At 73.5% G+C, this 17,993-nt stretch carries 22 protein-coding genes; 7 read left to right on the forward strand and 15 right to left on the reverse strand.

Annotated elements, in window-relative coordinates:
* Position 1 precedes the first annotated feature (1 nt).
* On the reverse strand, positions 2-655 hold the full coding sequence (locus AC1UE4_RS05465; protein WP_482916207.1) for an HAD family acid phosphatase: 654 nt from the start codon (positions 653-655) through the stop codon (positions 2-4).
* Positions 656-678: 23 nt separating this feature from the next.
* On the opposite strand from AC1UE4_RS05465, the gene AC1UE4_RS05470 reads away from it, so the two are divergent.
* On the forward strand, positions 679-1,026 hold the full coding sequence (locus AC1UE4_RS05470; RefSeq protein ID WP_482916208.1) for a hypothetical protein: 348 nt from the start codon (positions 679-681) through the stop codon (positions 1,024-1,026).
* Here AC1UE4_RS05470 and AC1UE4_RS05475 read toward each other — a convergent pair.
* From AC1UE4_RS05475 to AC1UE4_RS05485, 3 genes are read right to left on the reverse strand one after another with little or no spacing between them, the layout of a single operon-like run.
* Complete coding sequence (locus tag AC1UE4_RS05475) at positions 1,023-1,211, reverse strand: hypothetical protein (protein ID WP_482916209.1); 189 nt, start codon at positions 1,209-1,211, stop codon at positions 1,023-1,025. The two genes, AC1UE4_RS05470 and AC1UE4_RS05475, sit on opposite strands and share 4 nt — an antisense overlap.
* Positions 1,208-2,386, reverse strand: a complete 1,179-nt coding sequence (locus tag AC1UE4_RS05480; RefSeq protein WP_482916210.1) for a pyridoxal phosphate-dependent aminotransferase — start codon at positions 2,384-2,386, stop codon at positions 1,208-1,210. The genes AC1UE4_RS05475 and AC1UE4_RS05480 overlap by 4 nt, the downstream gene beginning before the upstream one ends.
* A 31-nt stretch (positions 2,387-2,417) precedes the next feature.
* Positions 2,418-2,732: an STAS domain-containing protein gene (locus tag AC1UE4_RS05485; RefSeq protein ID WP_482918206.1), complete on the reverse strand. Its 315-nt coding sequence runs from the start codon at positions 2,730-2,732 to the stop codon at positions 2,418-2,420.
* 129 nt (positions 2,733-2,861) lie between these two features.
* Here AC1UE4_RS05485 and AC1UE4_RS05490 point away from each other — a divergent pair, with 129 nt between their 5' ends.
* Entirely contained in the window at positions 2,862-4,190 is a 1,329-nt protein-coding gene (locus AC1UE4_RS05490; protein ID WP_482918207.1) for a cytochrome P450, read from the forward strand.
* On the opposite strand, the gene AC1UE4_RS05495 is transcribed toward AC1UE4_RS05490, so the two are convergent.
* Positions 4,102-5,298: a DEAD/DEAH box helicase gene (locus tag AC1UE4_RS05495; protein WP_482916211.1), complete on the reverse strand. Its 1,197-nt coding sequence runs from the start codon at positions 5,296-5,298 to the stop codon at positions 4,102-4,104. The genes AC1UE4_RS05490 and AC1UE4_RS05495 overlap by 89 nt on opposite strands.
* Before the next feature lie 341 nt (positions 5,299-5,639).
* Here AC1UE4_RS05495 and AC1UE4_RS05500 point away from each other — a divergent pair, with 341 nt between their 5' ends.
* Positions 5,640-5,849: a hypothetical protein gene (locus AC1UE4_RS05500; protein ID WP_482916212.1), complete on the forward strand. Its 210-nt coding sequence runs from the start codon at positions 5,640-5,642 to the stop codon at positions 5,847-5,849.
* On the opposite strand, the gene AC1UE4_RS05505 is transcribed toward AC1UE4_RS05500, so the two are convergent.
* A complete protein-coding gene (locus tag AC1UE4_RS05505; RefSeq protein WP_482916213.1) occupies positions 5,846-6,115 on the reverse strand; it encodes a hypothetical protein in 270 nt (89 codons plus the stop codon). The two genes, AC1UE4_RS05500 and AC1UE4_RS05505, sit on opposite strands and share 4 nt — an antisense overlap.
* Positions 6,116-6,154: 39 nt before the next feature.
* Positions 6,155-7,714 carry a serine hydrolase domain-containing protein gene (locus AC1UE4_RS05510; protein ID WP_482916214.1) on the reverse strand — a complete coding sequence of 520 codons (1,560 nt, stop codon included), beginning with the start codon at positions 7,712-7,714 and terminating at the stop codon, positions 6,155-6,157.
* An 80-nt stretch (positions 7,715-7,794) separates the two neighbouring features.
* Here AC1UE4_RS05510 and AC1UE4_RS05515 point away from each other — a divergent pair, with 80 nt between their 5' ends.
* Positions 7,795-8,724: a DsbA family protein gene (locus AC1UE4_RS05515; RefSeq protein WP_482916215.1), complete on the forward strand. Its 930-nt coding sequence runs from the start codon at positions 7,795-7,797 to the stop codon at positions 8,722-8,724.
* Positions 8,725-8,769: 45 nt separating this feature from the next.
* Complete coding sequence (locus tag AC1UE4_RS05520; RefSeq protein ID WP_482916216.1) at positions 8,770-10,065, forward strand: cytochrome P450; 1,296 nt, start codon at positions 8,770-8,772, stop codon at positions 10,063-10,065.
* A 70-nt stretch (positions 10,066-10,135) separates the two neighbouring features.
* Here AC1UE4_RS05520 and AC1UE4_RS05525 read toward each other — a convergent pair whose 3' ends face one another.
* Together AC1UE4_RS05525 and AC1UE4_RS05530 are read right to left on the reverse strand one after the other, a co-directional pair.
* Positions 10,136-10,648: a DUF1697 domain-containing protein gene (locus AC1UE4_RS05525; RefSeq protein ID WP_482916217.1), complete on the reverse strand. Its 513-nt coding sequence runs from the start codon at positions 10,646-10,648 to the stop codon at positions 10,136-10,138.
* Between the two features lie 4 nt (positions 10,649-10,652).
* Complete coding sequence (locus AC1UE4_RS05530) at positions 10,653-10,817, reverse strand: hypothetical protein (protein WP_482916218.1); 165 nt, start codon at positions 10,815-10,817, stop codon at positions 10,653-10,655.
* 26 nt (positions 10,818-10,843) lie between these two features.
* On the opposite strand from AC1UE4_RS05530, the gene AC1UE4_RS05535 reads away from it, so the two are divergent.
* Entirely contained in the window at positions 10,844-12,085 is a 1,242-nt protein-coding gene (locus AC1UE4_RS05535) for a M20/M25/M40 family metallo-hydrolase (protein WP_482916219.1), read from the forward strand.
* A 258-nt stretch (positions 12,086-12,343) separates the two neighbouring features.
* Here the strand turns inward: AC1UE4_RS05535 and AC1UE4_RS05540 are convergent, their stop codons facing one another.
* Both AC1UE4_RS05540 and AC1UE4_RS05545 read right to left on the reverse strand, forming a co-directional pair.
* Complete coding sequence (locus AC1UE4_RS05540; RefSeq protein WP_482916220.1) at positions 12,344-12,535, reverse strand: hypothetical protein; 192 nt, start codon at positions 12,533-12,535, stop codon at positions 12,344-12,346.
* A gap of 69 nt (positions 12,536-12,604) precedes the next feature.
* The gene (locus tag AC1UE4_RS05545) at positions 12,605-13,312 is read right to left on the reverse strand and encodes a class I SAM-dependent methyltransferase (RefSeq protein ID WP_482916221.1); all 708 of its coding nucleotides are present in this window, start codon (positions 13,310-13,312) and stop codon (positions 12,605-12,607) included.
* Between the two features lie 19 nt (positions 13,313-13,331).
* Between AC1UE4_RS05545 and AC1UE4_RS05550 the strand changes: the two genes are divergently transcribed.
* Positions 13,332-13,763: a PaaI family thioesterase gene (locus AC1UE4_RS05550; protein ID WP_482916222.1), complete on the forward strand. Its 432-nt coding sequence runs from the start codon at positions 13,332-13,334 to the stop codon at positions 13,761-13,763.
* 18 nt (positions 13,764-13,781) lie between these two features.
* On the opposite strand, the gene hemW is transcribed toward AC1UE4_RS05550, so the two are convergent.
* The 4 genes from hemW to AC1UE4_RS05570 all read right to left on the reverse strand — a co-directional run bounded on the left by hemW (position 13,782) and on the right by AC1UE4_RS05570 (position 17,904).
* Entirely contained in the window at positions 13,782-14,918 is a 1,137-nt protein-coding gene (gene hemW, locus AC1UE4_RS05555; RefSeq protein ID WP_482916223.1) for a radical SAM family heme chaperone HemW, read from the reverse strand.
* Between the two features lie 26 nt (positions 14,919-14,944).
* A complete protein-coding gene (locus AC1UE4_RS05560; protein WP_482916224.1) occupies positions 14,945-15,286 on the reverse strand; it encodes a hypothetical protein in 342 nt (113 codons plus the stop codon).
* 72 nt (positions 15,287-15,358) lie between these two features.
* Positions 15,359-16,285 (reverse strand): glycosyltransferase family 2 protein, encoded by a 927-nt coding sequence (locus AC1UE4_RS05565; RefSeq protein ID WP_482916225.1) that lies wholly within the window; start codon positions 16,283-16,285, stop codon positions 15,359-15,361.
* Positions 16,282-17,904 carry a carbamoyltransferase family protein gene (locus AC1UE4_RS05570; protein ID WP_482916226.1) on the reverse strand — a complete coding sequence of 541 codons (1,623 nt, stop codon included), beginning with the start codon at positions 17,902-17,904 and terminating at the stop codon, positions 16,282-16,284. The genes AC1UE4_RS05565 and AC1UE4_RS05570 overlap by 4 nt, the downstream gene beginning before the upstream one ends.
* Positions 17,905-17,993: the final 89 nt, after the last annotated feature.

Consider the following 17,993-nt stretch of genomic DNA (forward strand, 5'->3'; position numbering starts at 1 on the left):
GTCAGGTGGTGACGTAGATCGGGTTCGGCAGCTTGATCGTGCGCTTGGCGTACCCGCCCTGCAAGTCGCTGCGCTGGTCGCCGACGTTGACGACGATCGTGAAGCCGTTGCGCGTCAGCTTGCGCCGCTCGCCGGACTTGTAGGGCACGAGCGAGTCGTTCTTGTCGCTCGGCGGGCGCATGATGAGCGTGTACGGCCCCTTGATGCCGACCTTCGCGAGGTTCTGCTTGCGCTGCGTCCGGACTGCCTCCGGCGCGCCGGTGATGAAGACGATCCGCACCCCCTTCTGCCGCGCGAGGCGGATGAACCGCTTCGCCGCCGCGTACGCCGTCGACTTGCTGTTGATCACGCAGTCGGCGAGGCCCTGCGCGATGTCGAAGTCGTGCGCGTCCAGGCAGCCGTAGTTCGACAGCGTCGTCTCGTCGATGTCGAGCACGACCGCGGGCTTGCGCGGCTTGCGCTTGAGCTGGCTGCGCAGCGCGGCCGTCGCGTCGGCGTAGCCCTCCTCGATGTCCGTCCGGTAGTCGCCGGAGTCGTGGTAGGCGCGGATCTGCTCCGGCGTCTGCGACGTGCGCGTCGAGGCGCCGATGGCGAGCCCGGCGACGAGGAGCGTGAGGGCGGCGGCGCCGAGCACCGCGGCGAGGAGGCGGGACACGCGGCGAGCCTACCCTGAGGGTGGTGTCGCCGCCGCCCTACCTCGTCTTCTTCTCGCGGGACGCCGTCGACGACGAGCTCGCCGAGGCGATCGTCGGGACCGTGCGGTCGCTGGCCTCGAGCCGCGCGTGGCCGGCCGCGCCGCCCGGCTGGTTCGACGACCCGGACGCGCCGGTGGCCGCCGAGCGGACGACCGGCGGCTATCTGCTCGTCGAGGACCTCGCGTCCGGCGAGGCGGGCGCGCTGCTCGCCGCCGCGCGGCAGCTGTCGGCACGGCTCGAGATCGTGCTCGAGGTGCAGTGGCGCGAGCGGACGCTCGGCGAGATCCGCTCCGGCGCTCCGGGCGGCGCGCTCGCGACGCTGCTCGGCTAGCGGACGGCGTGCTGCTCGGCCCAGCTCTCGACGAGCCGGCGCTGCACGTCGGTCAGCGGGAGCCGCTCGCCGCGCTCGAGCCTGGCGGCCGCCTGCGGGACCGTCATGCCCACGCCGGTCAGCACGCTGCCGACGACGGGCGGCACGTCCGCGCCGCAGACCCCGGTGTCGCATCCGTCGCTCATCGTGCTTCCGACGATAGCCCGGCCATCAAGCCCGCCAGGCGGTCCGCCGCGCGCGCGACCTCCTCGTCGGGGATGGCCAAGGACAGCCGCGCCCAGCCCTCGCCGCGCGCGCCGAACCCGATGCCCGGCGCGACGGCGACCCGGTGCTCGCTCAGCAGCGCCTCGGCGGTCAGGCCGGCCGGCAGCTTCCACCACGCGTAGAACGTCCCCTCGGGCGGTGCGAGCTCGGCGCCCGCGGCGCGCAGCGCGCCGACGAGCAGGTCGCGCCGGCGCTCGTACGTCGCGCGCCGCTCCTCCACCGTCGCCTGGTCGCCGCGCAGCGCCGCCTCCAGCCCGCGCTGCACGCCGGTCCACACGCCCGCCGTCGTGTGGTCGATGAGCGACTGGATGCGGCCGATCAGCTCGGCGTTGCCGACGCAGAACCCGATCCGCCAGCCCGCCATGCCGTACGCCTTCGACGGCGACCACAGCTCGACCGCGACGTCGCGGGCGCCCTCGGTCGCGAGCACGCTCTCCGCGCGCAGCCCGTCGAACGTCAGGCCGTCGTAGGCGAGGTCGTGCAGCAGCCAGCCGCCCCGCGCGCGCATCTGCTCGACCGCCGTCGCGAACGTGCCCGGCCGTGCGCACGTCGAGCACGGGTTCGAGGGGTAGTTGAGCAGCGCGAGCGCGGCGTCGCGCCCGGCGACCGCGTCCCAGCCGGGCTGGAAGCCGGTCGCGGGATCGAGCGGCAGCGGCACGGCGCGCGCGCCCGCGAGCGCGACGCCCGAGAGGTAGTCGGGGTAGCCGGGGTCGGGCAGCAGCACCGTCTCCCCCGGTCCCGCCGCGGCGGCGGCGACGAGCATGATCCCGGTCTTCGTCCCCGGCACGAGGGCGACCTCGCGGTCGGGGTCGAGCGTCACGCCGTGGTCGGCGGCGTAGCGCTCGGCGATCGCCTCGCGCAGCGACGGCAGGCCGGCGAACGGCGGGTAGCCGTGGACGGCCGGCGTCTGCTCGCGCGCAGCGGCGGTCAGCGCCTCGATCGCGTGCGCGGGCGGCGGGATGTCCGGGTTCCCGCGGCCGAGGTCGGCGAACGGGACGCCGGGGCGCGCGCGCTCGGCGGCCGCGGCAGCGAGGAGCCGCGTGAAGTACTGCTCGGGCAGCCGGCCGAGCAGGGGTGGCGGCGTCCGGTGGGTCATGCCCGCCGGATCATGCCGATCGCCGTGGGCGTCAGTGCCCGATGAGCTGCCCGAGGCCCGCGAGGTCGAACGTCCGCGCGACGTTGGCGACCGGGTTCTGGACGGCCATCTCCCCGCCCACCGCCTGCAGGCGATGGTCGAGCCACAGCAGAGCCCCCATCCCGGACGAGTCGACGAACTCCGTCTCGCTGAGGTCGACCTCGACGTGCCGGACGCCGGCGCCCATGAGGTCACCCGCCATCTGCCGGAAGGCCGAAGCGGTGGCGAGATCCAGGTCGCCGATGACCCGCAGCACCGTCGCATCGTCCGAGGGCTCGGAGTGGTGCAGTTCGAAGTGCCGTTGCATGTGCTCCACGGACTCTGCAACGCACCGGATGCGGGCAGGTTGGTTGTGTCTGTGCGCCAGTGCACACATCGCGACCCCCCGGCAAGTAGCGTCCCGCACGTTCACGAGGAGGAACACGTGTCAGAGGGTGTGCTCCCGCCGGGTCCACGGATGCCGGCCTTCCTGCAGACGGTCGGCTGGTGGCGCCGGCCGATCCCGTTCTTCGAGCAGTGCCGCGAGCGGTACGGCAAGCGCTTCACGATGCGCCTGCTGGCAACGCCGCCGTTCGTGCACCTGAGCGACCCGGACGACATCCGGCAGGTGTTCCAGGCCGATCCGGCCGTCCTGCATCCGGGCGAGGGCGCGCGCATCCTGGAGCCCGTCGTCGGCAAGCACTCCGTGATCCTGCTCGACGAGCGGCCGCACCTCGAGCAGCGCAAGCTCCTCCTCCCCGCGTTCCACGGCGAGAAGATGCAGGCGCTCGCCGGGCTCATGACCGAGGTCACCGAGGCGTCGGTCGAGCGCTGGCCGCGCGGCGCGGTCACCGAGCTGCACCCGCGCTTCCAGGACCTCACGCTCGAGATCATCCTGCGCGCCGTATTCGGGCTCGACGAGGGCGAGCGCCTGGACGCGATGCGCGGGCAGCTGACGCGTCTGCTCGAGATGGGCTCCGGGCCGACGACGATGGTCCCGCAGGTCCAGCGCCGTTGGAACCCCACGTTCCGCGAGTTCGAGGCGCTCCGTGCCGACATCGACCGCCACGTGCGCGAGCTCGTCGACGAGCGCCGCGCCGATCACACCGAGCGCGACGACATCCTCTCGCTGCTGGTCGACGCGCGGCACGAGGACGGCTCGGAGATGAGCTACGAGGAGCTGCGCGACGAGCTCGTCACGCTGCTCGTCGCCGGGCACGAGACGACGGCGTCCGAGCTGGCGTGGGGCTTCGAGCGCCTCGCGCGCACACCCGCGGCGCTGGCGTCGCTCGTGGACGCCGTCGACGGCGACGACCACGCGTACGTCCGCGCCACCGTCAACGAGATCCTGCGCAACCGGCCGGTGCTGCCGAACGCCGAGCCGCGGCTGGTCAAGGAGCCGATCGAGATCGGCGGCTGGACGTACCCGGTCGGCTGCTGCCTGGCGGCGAACGCCTACCTCGTCCACCACGACCCGGTGATCTACCCGGACCCGTACGCGTTCCGGCCCGAGCGGTTCCTCGACACGAAGCCGGGGACGTACACGTTCCTGCCGTTCGGCGGCGGCCGGCGGCGGTGCATCGGCGCGAGCTTCGCGCTGCTCGAGATGGAGATCGTGCTGAAGGCGGTGTTCCGTCAGCTGACGCTTGCGCCGTCGGGCGCCGGCGGCGAGCTCACCCGCCGCCGGAGCATCACGATCAGCCCGCGGCGCGGCGCCCGCGCCGTGCTCGGCGATCGCCGGCCGGTCGCGGTCGGCGACGCTCCGCCGGAGCCCGTCCCGGCGTAGCCCCGTCTCCGCCGAAGGCGTGGTCGAGGCGCAGCTCGCGCGCGAGCTTGTGCACGTCGCCGCGCTGCTCGGGTGAGAAGAGCGTCACGCCGACGCCCTCGCGGCCCGCGCGGCCGGTGCGCCCGATGCGGTGCACGTAGCCCTCGCGGTCCTCGGGCGGGTCGAAGTTGATGACGTGCGAGACGCCGGCGACGTCGATCCCGCGCGCGGCGACGTCGGTGGCGACGAGCGTGTCGACCTTGCCCGACTCGAACCGGGCGAGCGCCTTCTCGCGCTGGGCCTGCGACTTGTCGCCGTGCATGGCGACCGCCTCGAGGCCCTCGCGGGCGAGCTTCTTGACGAGCCGGTCGGCGCCGCGCTTGGTGCGCACGAAGACGAGCGCGAGGCCGCGCTCGGCGCGCAGCTCCTTGACGAGCGCGTTGACGCGGTGCTCGTGCTCGACGCTGACGAAGCGGTGCTCGACCTTCGCGGCGCGCTGCTTCGGCGGGACGTGCTCGTGGCGGACCGGGTCGGTCGTGTACTTCGCGGCGATCCTGCCGGCCTCGCCGTCGAGCGTGGCGGAGAAGAAGAGCGTCTGCCGGTCGGTGCGGCACTGCGCGACGATGCGGTCGACGGCTGGGCGGAAGCCCATGTCGAGCATCCGGTCGGCCTCGTCGAGCACGAGCAGGCGGACGTGCTCGAGCGTGATCTCGCCGCGCTGCAGCAGGTCCTCGAGGCGGCCCGGCGTGGCGACGAGCACGTGCGCCTTCTTCGCCTCCTGCGCCTGCTTGTGGATGCCGGCGCCGCCGTAGACGGCGGTGACCTTGAGCGCTCGGCTGTGGCAGAGCGTGCGGCCCTCCTCGACGATCTGCTGCGCGAGCTCGCGCGTCGGGGCGAGCACGAGCGCCGCGGGGCGACGGTCGGTCGCTTCGATGCGGTCGGCGACCGGCGTCATGAAGGCGAGCGTCTTGCCGGACCCCGTCGGGGACTTGGCGAGCACGTCGCGCCCGGCGAGCACGTCGGCGATGACGAGGCGCTGGATGGAGAAGGGACTGGTGAACCCGCGCTCGGCGAGCGCGCCGCACACGGGCGCGGACACGCCGAGGTCGGCGAAGGACTGCGTGGACATCTGAAGGCTCCTGGCGGCGTGGCCGCGCGTTGCGATTCGGGAGACAAGACCTGACCCGAACCGCCCGTCTGGCGGGACCCAAGCAAGTTGCCTCGCGGCCGGCATCGTGCCGACCGCCGTCGAAGACTGTAGCGGTGAGGGACGCGCCGACCCGCTTTCAACGAGGTACGTACGGGGTCGGCGCGATGGTTCCCCATCCGTGGGGGGCGTCGATCTCCCCCGACCTCCCGGTCTCCCGGCTGGCGCCCATCCGACCTGGGCCTGTACCTGTTCATCGACACCTCGCCGGTTTCCTTCACCCCCTTTCCAGTGGATCGGTGCGCGGCGCTACCGTTGGGCGCGTGAGCACGCGGACGCTGCCGCCGAACGTCCACCCCACCTGCGCGAACGTCCCCGGCATCGGCGAGGACGGGTTCGAGGAGCTGTGCCACCTCGTCGAGGACGATCCCGACACCGCGCTGTGCGGCCAGGACGTCTCCGGCTACCCGTGGAACCCGCCGTGGCCGATGTGCGAGGCCTGCGTCGCGATCGCGACCGGCCGCGCGAACTAGAGCAGCGCGACCCAGGCGCGGGCGAGCAGCGCCCCGCCGACGAGCACGAACCCGGCGGACCAGAAGACGAGCCACGCGCGCAGGGCGATGACACGGCCCTCGTCGGTGGCGAGCGGGCCGTCGGTCGGCTCGAAGCGGCTGAAGACCGGATGGCCGCGCCACTGGTCGTCGCCCTCCTTCATGAGCCGCGTGATCGGGCCGGTGCGGGCGAGCAGCGCCACGCCGATCAGCACGGCGGCGGCGCCCATGATGAGGTCGATGGTCACCTTCCGATGATCGGCGACCGCGCCCTGCGACTTGAAGGGCTAGTTCCTCCGGGCCTTGGGGCGGGCGATCATCAGGTCGAGCCCCGTTGGCACGCCGCCCGCGGCGTCGGCGGTGACCGCGCGCGCCGTGAACGGGCCCGAACGGCTGCGCCGCAGCGCCGCCAGGCGGCGCTGCGTCAGCGTGAAGCGGACGAGCCGCGACCGGGCGGGCGGGACCGAGAACCGGGCGGCGCGCCGTGCCCCCGTCACCGTCGCGGCGCCCGCGCAGCCGGCCGGGGATCGCGGCGGGCAGCTGACGCGCAACGTGACCACGCCGGTGCGGCTGACGCGGCCGACGGCGAGCGCGAGCGCCACGGCGCGGGCGCGGGCCGGACCGGGCGGCGGCAGCGGGTCCTGGCTGACGCCCTTCGCGTACTGGTCGGGCTCCCGCAGCGCGGTCTGGAAGCCGTAGTCGGCGTTCTCGGTGCCGGTCGCCTTCGCATCGCCGGCGGGGACGACCTTCTGGTCGGTGATCGACCCGAGCACCTTCGCGTAGAGGTCGTGCTCCCAGTCGCTGCCGCCGCTGAACACGAGGCCGCGGTCCTGGCCGGTGCGCACCACGACGAGGTCCTGGGACGGGAACACCGTGACGAGCTGGCCGAAGAGCCCGCTGAAGCGGTACATGTCGACGGGCAGGTCGGGGAACTCGCGGTTCGGGTCGACGGGGCGCTCGGTGATCGTCGGGCCGATGCACGGCGAGCCGCTGTTCAGCCAGATGAGCCAGCCGTAGCAGCCGTTCGTCGCCGACGGCGTGACCGCCTCGCGGACGAAGCGCTCGGACAGCAATCGCTTGCCGCGCCACAGGCCGCCGCGGCGCATGAGCTCGCCGAGCCGGCCGAAGTCGTCCGGGCGCATCTGCACGCCGTAGAAGCCGCCGACGTGCCCGGCCGGGTCGCGCGTCCACTTCCACGTCCCGGCCTCGATGCCGAGCGGGTCCATCAGCTCGCGCTGCGCCCAGGCCTGGACGTCCTCGCTCGCGGAGCGGCCGACCGCCTCGGCGAGCAGCGCGACCGGGCTTTGGGCGTACTCGAAGTACGTGCCGTGCGGGTGCGCGATCTCCAGCGTCAGCGCGTCCCGGATCCGGTCCGGCATCGTGAAGATGTTGTAGTCGCGCAGGCCGTTCCAGCGCAGGCCGGAGGTCTGCGTCAGCAGGTCGCGCATCGTGATCGCGCCGTGCGGCTCGTCGGCCTCCGGCACGAGCCCGCCGACGACGTCGTCCGGGGAGATGAGCCCGAGCGTCATGGCCCGGCCGAAGATGAGCGCGGTGACGGACTTCGCCATCGACCAGCTCTCGTACGTCGACTCGCGGTTGAGCGACGCCGCGCGGTCCTCGCCGACGAGGCAGCCGCGGCGGTAGACGCGCACCGCGAAGCCGAGGTTCGCCGTGCCGTAGTCCATGGCGTCCTGCACCTTCGCCGCGTCCATGCCCGCCTCCGCGGGCGTCGCGCGCGTCCAGTCCTTGCCCGGCTCCTCGCACGCCTTCGCCGCGGCAGCCGCGTTCGGCGCCGCGACGGCGACGAGCACGCACGCGAGCACGCCCGCCTTCGTCATCCCCCTCATGAACGGCAACGTACCCGCGAGCCGTCCGTTCGCACGCCGGTTATGGTGTAGGCGACCCGTTGCACGGGCAACCAATCATCATGATCGCGCTCACCCACTTCTCCGATCCCGGCTGCCCCTTCGCCTACTCGGCGACCCCGTTCCTCACCGGCCTGCAGTGGCGCTACGGCGACCAGCTCGCATGGCGGCACGTGATGATCGGCCTGACCGAGCACGCGCAGCAGTACGTGGACCGCGGCTACACGCCGCTGAAGGCGATGGCCGGCCAGCGGAGCTTCCGCCAGTACGGCATGCCCTTCGGCCGCCAGCCGAAGCCGCGCATGGCCGCGACCGCGCGCGCCTGCCGCGCCGTCATCGCCGTGCGCCACACGCACCCCGAGCTCGAGTGGCCCGCGTTCCGGTCGCTCCAGCTGACGCAGTTCACGACGCCCCTGCCGCTCGACGACGACGCGGCGCTGCTCGACGGGCTGTCGCGGCTGCCGGGCGTCGACGCGCGGGAGCTGCTCGCGCTCGTCGACAGCCCCGAGGTCGTCGAGGCGTACGAGGCCGACCGCGCGGAGTCCCGCACCGCCGAGGGCGGTCCGACGCACTTCCAGGGCAAGTCGGCGAACACGGACGGCAAGGTGCGCTTCACCGCGCCGTCGGTCGTCTTCGCGCGCGGCGACGCGTCGCTCGAGGCGGGCGGGTTCCAGCCGCTCGAGGCGTACGACGTCTGCGTCGCGAACCTCGATCCGACGCTCGACCGCCGCGGCGCGCCGGACGACGTCACCGAGATCCTCACCGCGTTCCCCTACGGCATCACGACGCGCGACATCGCCACGTGCCTGCTGCCCGCGACCGGCCAGCCGGACGACCGGATGGCCGAGCTGCAGCTGCTCGAGGCCGCGGCCGACGGCAAGGCGGTCGCCGAGCCGATCGGCGACGGCGTCCTCTGGTTCCCGCCCGACTCGCCCTTCCGCGAGTCGACGGTGGAGGCCGAGGGCCGCTTCACGCGCGAGCACGTCGCCTAGCCGGAGCCGCGCCGCGCGGCGGCGGCGTGTGGTGAACTCCCCCACGTGCCGCTGCCGCCCGGTCCCCGGCTTCCGTCCGTCCTCCAGCTCGTCGGCTTCTTCAACCGGCCGGTGGCGTTCGTCGAGCGCTGCCACGCCCGCTACGGCGACACGTTCACGCTGCGCATGCCGGGCACGGAGCCGATGGTCTTCCTCGCCGACCCCGACCTCGTCAAGGCGGTGTGGACGCGCGACAAGGTCAACGGGCTCCCGTCGGGGCGGCGGATCACGCTGCAGCCGGTGCTCGGACCGCGGTCGGTGCTGCTGCAGGAGGGCGCGGAGCACCTGCGCCGCCGGCGGCTCATGCTGCCGCCGTTCCACGGCGAGCGGATGCGCCGCTACGGCGAGCTCATGGACGAGATCACGCTCCGCGACCTCGAGCGCTGGCCGGTCGACGAGCCCTTCGCGCTCCAGCCGCGGATGCAGTCGATCACGCGCGACGTGATCCTGCGGGCGGTCTTCGGGACGCGGGCGGGCCCGCGCGAGGACGAGCTGCGGCGGCGCATCGACGACGTGCTCGTGATGACGACCCGGGCGTCGACGCAGATCACCGTGCTGCTCGCCGAGGCGGCCGGGCAGCCGCGCACCCCGTTCCACCGGGCGGTGCGGCGGATGGACGACGTGCTGTACGAGGAGATCCGCGAGCGGCGGGGCTCGTCCGATCTCGGCGAGCGCGACGACGTCCTCTCGATGCTCATGCAGGCGCGCGACGAGGACGGCGCTCCGCTGGACGAGAGCGAGCTGCGCGACCAGCTCGTCACGCTGCTGCTCGCGGGGCACGAGACGACGGCGACCGCACTGGCGTGGGCGTTCGATGCGCTGTTCCGCTCGCCCGAGGTGCTCGCGAAGCTGATGGCGTCGCTGGACGGGGGCGACGAGTACCTGGATGCGGTGGTCGAGGAGACGCTGCGGATCCGGCCGACCGTGCACGACGTCGGGCGGCGCCTCGGGGAGCCGTTGGAGACGGCGAACGGGACGATCGAGGCGGGCACCGCGGTGTTCGCGTCCGTGCACCTGCTGCACCGGCGACCTTCGCTCTTCCCCGATCCCGATGCGTTCCGGCCCGAGCGGTTCCTGGGTGAGGCACGGCCTTCGACGTACGCGTGGATCCCGTTCGGCGGCGGGATGCGGCGCTGCCTCGGCGCGGCGTTCGCGCAGTTCGAGATGCGGCGGGTCCTGCGAACGGTGCTCACGCACGCCGAGCTGCGGCCGGCGACCGGCCGTGCGGAGCCGTTCGTGCGCCGTCCGGTGACGGTCGTGCCGGCGCACGGCACGCCGGCGGTGCTCACCGCGCGGCGGTGAACCACCGGCCTCGCCGTTCTCGCCACCGTCGCCGGGGGCGCCGCCGAGGCGTCCGCCTCCTCGTCGAGCCTCAGAGGAGCTCGGCGACCTTCTCGACCGTGTTCCAGTTGCGGAAGGTCGCGATCGTCGCCGGCGGCTTGCGGCTCACCTGCGTGATCAGCTTGCCGTCGGCGACGCCGTTGGGGCACCAGGCGTGCAGCTCGGTGCCCTTCGGCACGAGCTCCTCCGGTGGCTCCACGGGCGGCAGCTGCTTCGGCTTCTCAGAGCAGAAGACGACGAACCGCTTCTTCCCGTCGGTGGCGCGCCCCTCGAAGGGATCCTCGGCGAGGACGTCGCGCCACTGCTTCGCCGTGCGGACGAGCACGCCCACGTCGAGGTCGAACCGCTCGGCGAGCACGGAGCGGACCTTGCTCTCGACCGCCTTCGCGCCTCCGGAGGCGGAGACGACGACGTTGCCGCTCTGCAGGTGCGTGCGGACGTCGTCGAAGCCGGCTTGTTCGAGCGCGGGCCGCAGCTCCTTCATGCTCAGGCGGTTCGCCGCGCCGAGGTTGATGCCGCGCAGCAGGACGACGTAGCGCGCCATCGGGTCAGAGCACGGCGAGCAGCACGACCACGACGATGAGCACGAAGAGGCCGAAGAAGACCCACGTCAGCGCCTGCTGGCGGTTCGCCCAGAACCCCGGGTTCGCGCGGTCCCGCGTGTAGCGCCCCTCGGGCGGCGTCCCGACCCAGTCGTCGTCGTCCTGTGCCATCTCAGGGAGAACGTACCCTCCGCGCGGTGGAGGAACGCGCACTCGCCGCCCTGGACGCCGACGCCATCGCGGCGGACACCGCGGCCCTCGTCCGGATCCCGTCGCTGACGGGCGACGAACGAGCCGCCGCCGAGCTCGTCGCCTCGATCGCCGAACGCCTCGGCCTCGCCGCCACCGTCGTCGAGCACGACCTCGCCGCGCTTCGCCGCCACCCCGGCCATCCGGGCGAGGAGGCGGAGCGCATGTCCCTCTTCGGGACGATCGCCACGACCCCCGCCTCTGCGCCCGAGACCGCCGCCGGCGCCCGCGGACTCTCCGCCTCCACCCCACGCGTGTGCTTGAACGGCCACATCGACGTCGTCTCCGCCGGCACGGCGCCGTGGTCCCGCCACCCGTTCTCCGGCGAGGTCTCGGGCGGCTTCGTCCACGGGCGGGGATCGGCGGACATGAAGGGCGGCGTCATCGCGGCGCTGCACGCGGCGGCCGCGGTCGCCGCCACCGGCGCGTCGCGGTGCGAGGTGGTCGTCCAGGCCGTGCCGTCCGAGGAGGACGGCGGCCTCGGGACGTTCGCCGCGCTCGAGGCCGACGACCGCTTCGACGCCGCGCTCATCCCCGAGCCGACCGCCTTCGCGATCGCCGCCGCGCAAGCGGGAGCGCTGACGTTCACCGGCGTCGTCCCCGGCGTCTCCGCCCACGCGGCGGTCCGTCTCGAGGGCGTCTCGGCGATCGACCGCTACGTCGAGGTCCACCGCGCGCTGCAGGACCACGAGCGCGTCGTCAACACCGACGTCGCCCACCCGCTCATGCGCCGGCTCGAGCTGCCGTACCCGCTGCTCGTCGGCCGCGTCGCCGCCGGCGAGTGGTCGAGCCAGGTCCCCGACCGCCTGGTCTTCGAGGGCCGCGTCGGCGTCCGGATCGGCGAGACGGTCGAAGAGGCCCGCGCGGCGCTCGAGGCCACCGTCCATGCGGCATGCCCCGAGGCGGCGATCACGTGGACCGGAGGCCAGTTCGCCCCCGGAGCGACCGACCTCGAAGACCCCTTCATCCGCACGGTCACCGAAGCCGCCGCCGCCGAGCTCGGCCACGACCCCGACATCATCGGCGTCCCCTACGGCTCCGACATGCGCCTCTTCACCGCGCGGGGGATCCCGGCGGTCATGCTCGGCCCACCCGGCCTCGAGCTCGCCCACGCCGTCGACGAACGCGTCGCGATCGCCGACCTCGTCACCACCGCGCGAGCGATCGTCCGCGTCCTCTGCCGCCTCTGAGGCGCAACAACGGGGCCAGGCACCGTGCGTGCATGACGCTCGGGCGGAGAGGTCTTCGACAGGAGGTCTGAGACGAGACGGGTCCGAGCGGTGGCCGAGCCGTCTCCGGGGAGACCCTTCGGCTTTGCGTGCCCGCCTCGCGGCGGACGTGCCCTTGTCGATCTCGGGTCGAGGAGCCTCGGCATCCTGCCTTGGCCTCTCGACGCAGCACATGTTGACGCTCGGCTGAGCCCGAGGGAAGGGCTCTGGCCGAACGTTCTAGGCGTCGTGGTCGCCGCCGCGCCGCCGCACCAGCAGCACGATCACGCCGACCATCGCCCCCAGAGCCAGCACCTCGAGCCCCAGCGTCACCCAGACCGGCGAGTCCTCGGTGGCGTTCTTGATGGCGCTGAAGATGAGGCTCGCGCCGAAGAAGAGCACGAGCGTCCACAAGAGCGTCTGGCGTTGCATCGGCGCCCGATCCTAGAGGGCAGCGGTGATGCCGCGGAGAGGATCGGGGGGCGGCGACGCCACCCGACTTCAACGAGGGCGCAGGCGGTGCAGCAGGACGCGGTCGTCTTCGGTCTCGGTCGTCTCGAGGCGCCAGAGGCGCTTCGCGGTCGGGAGGAGCTCGTCGGCGCCGGCGCGGCGGGGGTCGGCGATCCAGGCCTCACCCCCTTCGGCGAGCAGCTGCGGCAGGAGGCGCAGGACGCCTTCGACGTTCGCTCGCGTGTAGAGGACATCGGCGGCGAGGACGAGGTCCCACGCCCGGGGCTCGAGGCCGTCGGCGCCGGTGATCCAGTCGACGACCGCGGTGTCGGCCTCGAGCTCGTTGAGCGCGAGGTTGTGGGCGGCGAAGACGGCGGCCTCGGGCGTGGCGTCGGTGGCGAGGACGCGCGCGGCCGCGGCTCGGGCGGCGGCGATGCTCGGGAGGCCGAGACCGCAGCCGAGCTCGAGCACGCGCAGGCCCCGCGGCGGATCGGACGCGACGGCCCGGGCGAGCGCGTGGCCGCTCGGCCAGGGCACCGCCCAGTACGGGATCGGCCGGCCGGCCTCCTGCTCGGCCTCCCTCAGCGCGGACCAGTTCGACGGCCGCGCGAGGTACGCGGGGCCGTCGGGCAGCGTCAGCCGCTCGACCGTCACGTCGAGGACCTCGGGGATCGGCGCGCGCCCGCTCAACCGGCTGAGCTGCTCGCGCAGGGACGCGCGCAGGACGGGCGAGGCGTTCGGGACTCGGGTCGGCGGCACCGACCGGCATGATGCCCGGGTGACCGAGGAGACCACTTCCACCGGCGGGCCGCGTGCGCTCGACGGGCTGACTCGATGGATGGGCCTGCGCTGGGATGACGCCGAGACCGTCCGCCTGACCATCCGCGACGACCTCATCAACGCCGGCGGCCTGCTGTCCGGCGTCGTCGCGTACGCGCTCGTCGACTACTCGATGGGCTCGGCGCTCTGGGTGCAGACCACCGACCAGGAGCACATCGCGACCGTCCAGATCGCCATCGCCTACCTCCAGACCGCGACGGAGGGCGAGATCATCTGCCGCTCGCAGGTCGACCGGCGGACGAGGACCAACGCGGCGATGCGCAGCGAGGTCACGCACGAGGACGGCCGGATCCTCGCGACCGCCGTCGGCACGTACGCCATCTTCCCCGCGAAGCCCGGACGGATGACGATCGGCGCCAAGACGCGGTGAGGAGCGGCCCGGCCTTCCTCAGGCCGCGGCGAGCGGCGCCGTGGCGAGGCGGCGGATGACGTGGTCGGCGAGGAGGCGGCCGCGGAGGGTGAGGACGAGATGGTCCTGCTCGATCTCGACCAGGCCCTCTTCGGCGAGGGCGGTGACCTCGGACTCGGCGACGAGCGAGGCGTCGAGGCCTTCGCGGGTGCGGAGCTCGAGCATGATCCTCTCGGTGTGGCGCTGCTCCTCCGTGAGGGTCTCGGTGCCGTCGATCGCTCCGTCGCCGGCGAGCGAGCGGCGCGCCCAGTCAGTCGGGAGACGGGTGGTCCAGAACCGGGTTCCGGCGACGTGGCCGTGGGCGCCCGGGCCGAGGGCGAGCCAATCGCCTCCTCGCCAGTAGCCGACGTTGTGGCGGCACCGCGCCTCCGGGCACGCCGCCCAGTTGGAGATCTCGTACCAGGAGAACCCGGCGGCGCTCAGCAGCTCGTCGGCGACGACGTAGCGCTCCGCCATCACGTCGGGATCGGGCGCGGGCACCCGGCCGCGGCGGACGTCGGCGCCGAGCCGCGTGCCGGGCTCGACCGTCAGGCCGTACGCGCTGACGTGATCCACGCCCGCGCCGAGCACCGCCTCCAGCGACGCCAGCCAGTCCGGCGCCGTCTCGACCGGGCTGCCGTAGATGAGGTCGAGCGACACGTGCGAGAACCCCGCTGCCCGCGCCTCCGACACCGCCTCCGCCGGCCGATCGAACGCATGCGTCCGGCCGAGGAACGCGAGGACGTGCGGCGCCGCGCTCTGCATCCCGAACGACACCCGCGTGAACCCGGCCGAACGCAGGGCGGCCAGCGATGCGGGCGTGACGCTGTCGGGGTTCGCCTCGACGGTCACCTCCGCCCCGTCCGCCAGCCCGAGCGACGACCGCACCAGCTCCAGCACGGCAACCAGCTCGCCGGAGGACAGCAGCGTCGGCGTCCCGCCGCCGAAGAACACCGTGTCGACCGGCCGGGCCGGGTCCCCCAGCCACGAAGGGACCTGCCATGCGAGCGACGCGGCGACGGCGTCGACGTACGACGACCGGCCGGCGTCGCCGAGGTAGGTGTTGAAGTCGCAGTACGAGCAGCGAGCCGCGCACCACGGCACGTGCACGTAGACGCCGAGCGGCCTTCCGGTCACCCGCTCAGCATGGCGAACGTGGCGGCCTAGAAGTCCTCGGGGAGGATGTGGTCGGCCTCGAGGGCGTCGACGAAGCGGTCGATCTTCTCGAGCTCGTCGACCAGTGAGATCAGCTCGAGCGCCTCGCGGATCTGGTCGGCCGACGCCTGGAGCTCGTAGTCGAGCGCCTCGAGCTCCTCGTCGTAGTGCTGCGCGAGGACGACGTGCCCGCAGTTCGAGCAGGCGAGCTCGACGAGGTACCGGTCGGCGTCGAGGATGTCGACGATGCTCCGCGGGACGATGAAGGGACGGTGGCACGCGTCGCAGATCTGCAGCGTGCGGGCGACGCCGGAGGGCGCGCCGTGGAGGGTGTCTTCGTGGCCGTGCATGCCGCCTGGAACGCGGTGTACCCCGCCCGCTTGCGGAAAGAAAAAGGTCTTTCGGGCGAAATGTGACCGACGTCACCCAGAGGTTCCCCCGCGCAGCCGCGCGAGGACGAACGAGCGATGTCCCAGAAGACCGCGCAACGTCCACCACACGGCCGACGGAGGGATCGCCACGGACGTCACGGCGAGCCCGGCCAGCTCGCGGACCGACCGCGGACCCGGCGCCGCCCGGCGGCCGAAGAACCGCGCGGTCGACAGCAGCCACCCCAGCCGGCCGAGCCGGGAGCCGCGCAGGCCCAGCACGGCCGCGACGCACATCGCGAGGTACGCGAGCTTCCACCGGAACGTCACGCCCGACCGCGCCCCGTGGAGCGCCCAGAAGAGCACGTCGTCCCGGTTGCCGCGCTGCAGCTTCAGCGCGACGTGCCACGGCGCCGGCCGCACCGGATGCGTGATCGCCCGCGACCCGCGCGTCCAGCACCAGCCCGCGTCCGCCAGGCGCAGCTCGAGATCGCTGTCCTCCCGGTAGGCGCGGCCGAACCGCTCGTCGAACCCGCCGACTGCCGCCAGCGCCGCGCGCCGGCAGCAGAAGTCCGCGGTGATCATCCCCGGCGTGTCCGCGAGCCGCGCGACGTTGCGCTCCCAGTCCGTGGCCGCGCGATCGACCGGCAAAGGGACCTCGACCCGCCCCTGGATCCCCGCGACGTCGTCGGTCGCGCCGGCGATGTCGGCACGCAGCCGCGACGCCCAGTCGGCGGCGGGCACGACGTCGTCGTCCAGGAACGCGATCCACTCGGCGTCGCTCGCCCGCCAGCCGGTGTTGCGCGCCGCGGCCGGCCCGGCCCGCCGCCCGCGCAGCACACGCGCGCCGTCGAGCGCCGGCGGCTCCCCCGCTCCGTCCCACACCACGATCACCGACCGCAGCACCGACCGGTCCAGCGCACCGAGCACCCGGCGCACCAGGTCCTCGCGAACGGCGGGGATGACCGCGTCGACCGTCACTTGCGGACGAGGAACCGCCCGATCGCCAGCGCGGCGAGCGGGGCGGAGCCGAGCACCTCCAGCGCGTCGCGCGGATCGTCGACGATCGGCCGCCCGGCGGTGTTGAACGACGTGTTGACGAGCACGGGCACGCCGGTCCGCTCGGCGAAGCGCTCGAGCAGCGCGGCCGCTCGCGGCTCCTGGTCGCGGCGCAGCGTCTGGATCCGGGCGGTGCCGTCGTGGTGGACGACGCCGCGGATGCGCTCCCGCCACTCCGGCCGTACGCCGTGCGTGAAGAGCATGTACGGCGAAGGGATCTGCCCGATGAAGATCTCCGCGGCCCGCTCCTCCAGCACGACCGGGGCGACCGGCCGGAACGACTCGCGGCCCTTGATCGCGTTCAGCCGCTCCTGCATCTCGCCCTGCCGCGGGTCGGCGAGCAGCGACCGGCGGCACAGGGCGCGCGGCCCGAACTCCGACCGGCCCTGGAACCAGCCGACCACGGTGCCCTCGGCGAGGATGTCGGCGACGGCGCCCTCGAAGTCCTCGGGCTCCTCGTACTCCGCGCCGGCACGCTCGAGCCAGTCGCGGATCTCCTCGTCGCTCCAGCCGCGCCCGAGCGCTGCGGTGCCCATCGGCTCGACCGGGACGCCGGCGTCGGCCGCCGCCTGCATGGCCGCGCCGAGCGCCGTTCCCGCGTCGCCCGAGGCCGGCTGCACCCACACCTCCTCGAACGGGCCGCGCGCGGCGATCTCCGCGTTCGCGACGCAGTTGAGCGCCACGCCGCCGGCGAGCGTCAGGTGCCGCTCCCCGGTGCGCTCGTGCAGCCACCCGGCGAGCTCGAGCAGCACCTCCTCCAGGCGCCGCTGCACGGAGCACGCGAGGTCGAAGTGGGGCTGCTCGAGGTGCACCGCGTCGGCGGGCGGCGCGAGAGAGGCCCAGTCGAGCTCGTCGATCGCGAAGCCGCCGTCGCCGGTCACACGCACGACGTCGCGCAGCCGGTCGAGGAACCGCGGCTCCCCGAACGCGGCCATCGCCATGACCTTGTACTCGTCGTTGGAGTGCTGGAAGCCGAGGTGCGTCGTGAGCTCCTCGTAGAAGAGCCCCAGCGAGTGCGGCAGCTCCTGCTCGCGCAGCGTCTCGAGCCGCCCGCCGGCGCCGTAGCGCCCGGCGAGGTACGAGGTGCGTTCGCCGCGGCCGTCGAGCGTCATCACCGCGCACGTCTCGTACGGCGAGGCGAGCGCCGCCGATGCGGCGTGCGCGACGTGATGCGGGACGAACCGCACCTTGGCCGGATCCAGCCCCGGCAGCGCGGTCTTCAGGAACAGCGGCGCGCGCTCGGCGTAGAGCGTCCGCAGCGGCTCCCACCCCTCGACGTGCACCTTGCCGTTCACCGGCGTGGCGAGCGCCGGGTCGTACCCGTACGCGACGACGTCGAGGTCGTCGACCGTCAGCCCGGCGAACTCGAGGCACCACGCCATCGCCTTCTCGGGCAGCTCCCACGCCGCGAACGGCACGTTCTGGTGGCCGTGCTTGCGGCGCGAGAAGCGCTCCTCCTCCGCGGCCGCCACCACCTCGCCGTCGATGACCAGCGCGGCCGCCGGGTCGTGGAACACCGCGTTGACGCCGAGGACGTTCACAGGAAGGGGTTGCCCACCTCGCTGCGACTCGAAAGCGGTTCTCGCACGGCGTGTCAGCGCGTGCTCACAGCTGCACTTCACCACTAAGG

This window comes from Parviterribacter kavangonensis (genome assembly GCF_056863335.1).